4 protein-coding genes are annotated in these 5,654 nt (G+C 68.8%); 1 reads left to right on the forward strand and 3 read right to left on the reverse strand.

All coding sequences use genetic code 11. The features are described 5' to 3' along the window. The first annotated feature begins 195 nt into the window (after positions 1 to 195). Positions 196 to 1,428 carry a deoxyguanosinetriphosphate triphosphohydrolase gene (locus AB0395_RS47505; RefSeq protein ID WP_366294787.1) on the forward strand — a complete coding sequence of 411 codons (1,233 nt, stop codon included), beginning with the start codon at positions 196 to 198 and terminating at the stop codon, positions 1,426 to 1,428. 39 nt (positions 1,429 to 1,467) lie between these two features. Here the strand turns inward: AB0395_RS47505 and AB0395_RS47510 are convergent, their stop codons facing one another. Genes AB0395_RS47510 through AB0395_RS47520 form a run of 3 tightly spaced genes read right to left on the reverse strand, consistent with a single transcriptional unit; the run spans position 1,468 to position 5,357 of the window. Continuing rightward, positions 1,468 to 2,991, reverse strand: coding sequence for an amino acid permease (locus AB0395_RS47510; protein WP_366294790.1), 1,524 nt, complete (start codon positions 2,989 to 2,991; stop codon positions 1,468 to 1,470). Positions 2,992 to 3,040: 49 nt separating this feature from the next. Beyond that, positions 3,041 to 3,961, reverse strand: coding sequence for a glutaminase (locus AB0395_RS47515; RefSeq protein WP_366294792.1), 921 nt, complete (start codon positions 3,959 to 3,961; stop codon positions 3,041 to 3,043). A gap of 22 nt (positions 3,962 to 3,983) precedes the next feature. Beyond that, complete coding sequence (locus AB0395_RS47520; protein ID WP_366294794.1) at positions 3,984 to 5,357, reverse strand: glutamate decarboxylase; 1,374 nt, start codon at positions 5,355 to 5,357, stop codon at positions 3,984 to 3,986. Positions 5,358 to 5,654: the final 297 nt, after the last annotated feature.

Below are 5,654 nucleotides of genomic sequence, written 5' to 3' on the forward strand. Positions count from 1 at the left end.
GCCCGGGATGGGCCCTGGGTGGGCCCTGGGTGGGCTCTAGGTGAGCTCGGGGTGGCGAGGTGCGGACGCGCGGAGCCGGGGCGTGCGCGGCGGGTGGGGCACACGGAGCGCATGTGCTCGCCTTCCAGGAGTCACCAGGTGTTTCCATGACGTTCTGCATGGGACACCTCTTTCCTGGATAAAATCACTGCACTTATGCACGGCTACGACGAGCATGACCAGGCAAGATGGGTACCGGAACCCCCCGGCAACCCTGAGCGAAGCCCGTTCGAACGCGACCGGGCACGGGTGCTGCACAGCGCGGGACTGCGCAGGCTCGCCGCCAAGACCCAGGTGGTCGGGCCCGCGGAGACGCTCGGCAGCGGGCAGCACATCCCGCGCACCCGGCTGACCCACTCCCTGGAGTGCGCGCAGATCGGCAGGGAGATGGGTCAGGCGCTCCGCAGGGACCCCGACCTGGTCGAGACCGCCTGCCTTGCCCACGATCTCGGGCATCCGCCGTTCGGGCACAACGGGGAGACCGCGCTCAACGAGCTCGCCGCCGGGTGCGGCGGCTTCGAGGGGAACGCGCAGAGCCTGCGTCTGCTGACCCGGCTCGAGGCCAAGGTGCTCACCGAGGACGGCCGCAGCGCCGGGCTCAACCTCACCCGGGCCTCGCTGGACGCCGCGACCAAGTATCCGTGGACCCGCGCGACGAGCCCCAAGTACTGCGCCTACGACGACGACCTGGCCGTCTTCGAGTGGATCAGGCAGGGCGCGCCCGAGGGGCGGGTCAGCTTCGAGGCCCAGATCATGGACTGGGCCGACGACGTCGCCTACTCGGTGCACGATCTGGAGGACGCCCTGCACTCGGGCGCCGTCGTGCCGCAGGCGCTGCGCGCCCCCGCCGAGCGGCACGAGGTCTGCGTGACCACCCGCGCCTGGTCCGCCCCCGACGCCGAGATCGGCGAGCTCGAGGACATCTTCGGCCGTCTGGTCGCCCAGCCGCTCTGGCCCCGCCACTTCGACGGCTCGCTCACCGACCTGGCCGCGACCAAGGGGCTCACCAGCGCCCTGATCGGTCACCTCTGCCGGTCGGCGCAGGACGCGACCCGCGAGGCCTACGGCCCGGCGGCGGGCCGCTACGGCGCCGACCTGGTCGTGCCGAGGGAGACCCGTCTGGAGTGCGCCCTGCTGAAGGGGCTGACCGCGCACTACGTGATGACCAGCGACGAGCACAGCGCCAACCAGGCAAGGCAGCGCGAGCTCATCCGCGACCTCGCCCACCTGATCACACTGGGCGCGCCCCTCACGCTGGAGCCCGCGCTCCGCCCCTCCTTCGCCAGGGCCGCGACCGACGCCGGGCGGCTGCGCGTGGTCGTCGACCAGATCGCCTCGCTCACCGACACCTCCGCGGTCGCGTGGCACCGGCGCCTTTCGGGAGGCTGAAGGGGGTGTGGCTGAGCGGCGGGCGGCCTGCCGTGCCGCTCAGGTGTCCCGGCGGGACGGCGGAGCCTGCGACGTCTCCGTGTACCGCTTCCACGACGGCTTCTTGAACCGCTCGACCAGCAGGGGAGCCCCGGTGAAGACGATCGCCCCGGCCGCGACCAGCGCGACGTACAGCGCGGGGCTGCCGACCGGCAGCTGGGCGGGCGGTACGAACGACAGGACGAAGGCGAACGCGACGGCCAGGAAGCCGACCCCGGCGACCCCCCACATGCCCGCCGTGCCACCGGGAATCTTGAAGGCTCTGGGCAGGCCGGGCTGGGTGTAGCGGAGCCTGATCGCCGAGGCGTACATGATCATGTAGACGATGATGTAGAGGCTGACCGCCAGGGCGGAGATGAGGAAGTACACCGTGCTGACGTCGCTCATGAAGAGGTAGAGCGAGGCGATGACGGTGACGACGACGCCCTGGATGATCAGGATGTTGCTCTGCACCCCGCTCCTGTTGGTCTTCTGCATGAACGGCGGGAGCATCCCGTCGCGGGCGGTCGCGAGCAGGCCGCGGCTGGGGCCGATGATCCAGGCCAGCACGCCGCCGAGCGCGCCGTAGCAGACCAGGAGGCTGATCAGCCGGACCGGCCACGAGGCGTGCAGCAGGGTGGTCGAGAGCCGGTTGAAGGCGTCGAACACGCCGCTCTCGATGTTGATCTCCTTGTAGGGAAGGATTCCGGCGATCGCCAGCGAGCCGAGCGTGAAGATGCCGAACGACAGCAGCGCCGCGATCGCGATCACCATCGGGTAGCCGGTCTTCGGGTTCTTCAGCTCCATCGCGTGTACGGCCTGCGACTCGACCCCCGCGAAGTTGAGCAGAATCCCGGCCAGGAAGGACAGCCCGGAAAGGCCGGTGATGTAGGGGAACAGCCGGGGATGGGGATGACCGGCTTGCTCGACCGAGACCGCCTGGCTGCTCGCCTCGCTCCAGCCGATCTGCTGGTGAGACAGTAGCCAGGCCAGGAACCCGGCCAGCAGGATCACCCCGGGGATCACGGTGCCCAGCAGGAAGCCGTACTTGGTGACCTTGGCCGCGAACCGGTTGCTGACCAGCGCGGCGAACGTGCACAGCCAGAAGGCGATGATGATGAACAGGCCGACGTAGACGTGGTCGGAGGCCAGTCTCGGCCTGCCGATGGCGAACGCGGCGGCGGCGGAGGCGAAGCTGAGGCCCGCGGGGTACCAGACGATGTTCTGCACCCACGACAGGAACATCGTGACGAAGCCCGTCGGCTTGCCGAACGCCTCGGCGACCCACACGTAGAGGCCGCCCGCCCTGTTGCCGAACGCGCCGCCGAGCTCGGCGGCGACCAGGCCGGCCGGGATGAGGAACAGGAAGGTGGAGAACCCGATGTAGACGAACATCGTCAGCTCTTCCTTGGCCATCAGCGACAGGCCGCGCAGGCTGGTGACGATCGAGGCGGCGGTCATCAGCCCGAGAGTCGAGACCGTCAGGTAGTGGCCGGCTCCGCCGGTCCTCGCCCGCCTTGCGGCGGCGTGCTTCGAATGAGCCACCACTACCCCCGATCGTCCGAGTGTTGCCCGAGTGTGGAGACGGCGTCGCTCAGAACAGCGACAGGCCGGTCAGTTTCACGAACGCCTCAAGGGCGACGGCGGCCGAGACCGAGTTGCCCTTGTCGTCGACGCCCGGCCCCCACGCCACGGCGGTGCACCGCCCCGGGACGATGGCCAGGATGCCGCCGCCGACACCGCTCTTGCAGGGCAGTCCGACGCGGTAGGCGAACTCGCCGGCCTCGTTGTAGGTGCCGCAGGTCAGCACGATCGCATTGACACCGCGGGCGTCCTCCTCGGAGAGCAGCCGGGAGCCGTCCGCTCGAACACCGTGCCGGGCCTGGAACAGCGCCGCCAGCGCCAGCTCCTCGCAGCTGATCATGATGGAGCACTGGCGGAAGTAGTGGTCGAGCGTCTCGTGGACCGGGTTGAGCATGTTGCCGAAGTCGGCCGTCAGATAGGCCAGCGCCCGGTCCCGGTGACCGGTCGTCTCCTCCGAGTGCGCGGTGACCGCGTCCACGTGCAGCTGGGGGTTGCCGGTCTCGGCCCGCAGCAGCGCCCTGACGGCCCCGTAGGCGTCGCCGGTGTCGTGGAGAAGCTGGTCGGTGACCACGATGGCCCCCGGGTTGACGAACGGGTTGCCCGGGACGCCCTTGGCGAGCTGAAGCGGGATGAGCGAGTTGAACGGGTCGCCCGTCGGCTCCCGCCCCACCCGCTTCCAGATCGCCTTGTCGTCGTGGCCGAGCACGAGCGCGAGGGCGAACAGTTTGGAGATGCTCTCTATCGTGAACGGCGTCTTCGACTCCCCGCTCCCGTGGACCTCTCCGTCGACGGTGGCCACGGCGAACCCGAACTGGTTCGGATCCACCTCGCCGAGGCTGGGGATGTAGTCGGCGACCTTCCCCGCGCCGATGCGCGGCCGCGCGGCGGCCATGACCTGCTCGACGACGTCCTGGTAGTTCGGTGCGGGCATGCGGTCCCCCCGAGGCACCTGGTCAGTGGTGGAATCCGGACCTGTGCTCCGCGCCGCCGCCCCGGCCGAGCCTCTCGACGGAACGGCGGATGTCCTCGGCGAGCAGTGAGATCTCGTCACGGCCGATGCCGTGCCTGACCAGCACGCGCTGGATGATCGTCTCCTGCCGGTCGGGAGGCAGCGGGTAGGAGGGCACCTGCCAGCCGCGGGTGCGCAGTTGCTCGGTGAGGTCGTAGAGGGTGAAGCCGGGATCGTGGTCCGCCAGGGTGTAGGAGACTCCGGGAAGCGCGCCCTTGCCGTCGTACAGGAGCTTGAACGGCCCCATCTTGGCGATCTGGCCCGCCAGGAACTGCGCGGTGTCGAGGCAGGCCTGCTGGACCTTCCGGTAGCCCTCGTGGCCCAGCCGCAGCAGCGTGTAGTACTGGGCGACGATCTCACCGCCGGGGCGGGAGAAGTTGAGGGCGAACGTCGGCATCTCACCGCCCAGGTAACTGACGTAGAAGATCAGGTCCTTGGGCAGCAGGTCGGCGGAGCGCCACACGACCCATCCCACACCCAGCGGGGCGAGGCCGTACTTGTGGCCCGAGGTGTTGATGGAGGCGACCCGTTCCAGACGGAAGTCCCACAGCAGGTCGGGCTGGATGAACGGGGCGATGAACCCGCCGCTGGCGGCGTCCACGTGGATCGGGACATCCAGGCCTGTTTCAGAGTGGATCGCGTCGAGTTCCTCGGCGATGTCGGCGACCGGCTCGAAGTCGCAGGTATAGGTGACGCCCATGATCGCCACGACGCCGATCGTGTTCTCGTCGACGTACTGGCGTAGCTGGTGCGGGCGCAGGCCGGTCGCGTCGGGCTCGAGCGGCACCTGCCGCAGCTCGACGTCGAAGTAGCGGGCGAACTTCTCCCAGCAGACCTGCACCGGACCGCAGACCAGGTTGGGGCGGTCGGTTGGCTTGCCGTCCGCCTGCCGCCGCTGCCGCCACCTCCACTTGAGCGCGAGGCCGCCGAGCATCGCCGCCTCGCTCGACCCGGTCGTCGAGCAGCCCATCGTGGTCCCGCCGGAGGGGGAGTGCCACAGGTCGGCCAGGATGTGCACGCACCGGGACTCGATCTCGGCCGTCTGCGGATACTCGTCCTTGTCGATCATGTTCTTGCCGAGGCAGGCGTCCATCAGCCGATGGACCTCCTCGTCGCTCCAGGTGGTGCAGAACGTCGCCAGGTTCTGTGAGGCGTTGCCGTCCAAGAGCAGCTCGGAGCTGATCAGGTCGTAGACCACGCGCGGGTCGGACTGTGAGTCGGGGAGGTGGTACTTCGGCAGCGCCCTCTGGCTCAGTGGCGACGCGTACACGTCGTTGAAAGGGGTGACTTCCCTGCGTGTGACCTTGTGCAAAGCCATGAAGCTCTCCTGTCCGGATTCCATCGGCTACCTACCCGAGCACCAAACACGACAAAGCTCATGAAAATTCACGAAAGTCTCAAAGTGGATGTTTTGCATTTATTTACTGAGAAATGGTGAAAATCGGTGATGTCTGGGGTTGTCGAGGGGTGCGAGGCCTCGTGGTTCAGTCGACCACCCGGCGCAGCGCGCGCAGCAGCGGTGTCTCCAGCCGTTCGATCGCCGTTCTCGCCCGGTCCGCGTCCCGCGTCTCCTGCGGCAGCCGGTGCATGAGCCGGAACACGACCAGCCCGGCCG

This window comes from Streptosporangium sp. NPDC051023, assembly GCF_040689595.1.
Classification (GTDB): Bacteria; Actinomycetota; Actinomycetes; order Streptosporangiales; family Streptosporangiaceae; genus Streptosporangium.